Origin of the sequence: Vibrio sp. 1641 (assembly GCF_033339995.1) — a bacterium.
Taxonomy (GTDB): Bacteria; Pseudomonadota; Gammaproteobacteria; order Enterobacterales; family Vibrionaceae; genus Vibrio; species Vibrio alginolyticus.
In genome coordinates this window covers 1-606 of sequence record NZ_JAWOVP010000310.1, presented here as the reverse complement: position 1 = coordinate 606, position 606 = coordinate 1, and the positions used below count along the sequence as shown (strand labels likewise).

Sequence of the window (606 nt, the reverse complement as noted above, 5' to 3'; positions counted from 1 at the left end):
CGATCGTAGCGCGTGTCTTGGTTACTTTCGTCTTCTACCCATTCCAAACCAATGTTCTTCGCCGTCGCTTCTATCTGCTCGCGCTTGATGTTAAGTAGCGGACGAACTAATGTGCCACCAGCAAACGGCATAGTTTCTGCCATCGAAGATAAACCCTTAGGTCCACTTCCACGTTTCAACGCGAGTAAAAAGGTTTCGACTTGGTCGTCGGCATGCTGACCTGTTAGCAATAAGTCGCCACGATTGATATGACGAGCCAGAGCTTCATAGCGCGCTTCACGTGCCAGCGATTCAATGCTCTCACCACTATTGGTATCTAGGTTCACACGCTCTACCGAGCACGAAATACCTGCTTGTTTCGCCCATACTTGACACTTATCGGCCCAAATGTCCGCATTTTCACTCAAACCATGATGAACATAAACCGCGTGGCAAGAGAGGGAGTTTTCTTCTCGATAACGGCGAAGTAACTCAAGTAACAAGCGCGAGTCCACACCACCACTAAACGCGACAACGACCTTTGTTTGAGGTTGATAATAGGTGTTCAATACATGAGAAAACTGCTGGTAAAGCGATTCCATAAGCGATCCGATAGGTACAAAAAAG

General features: G+C 47.5%; 1 protein-coding gene. It reads right to left on the bottom strand.

All coding sequences use genetic code 11. The features are described from left to right. A partial coding sequence (tilS, locus tag R7Z47_RS25705) for a tRNA lysidine(34) synthetase TilS (protein WP_318130874.1) occupies positions 1–581 on the bottom strand: 581 nt, incomplete at its 3' end. Positions 582–606 lie beyond the last annotated feature (25 nt).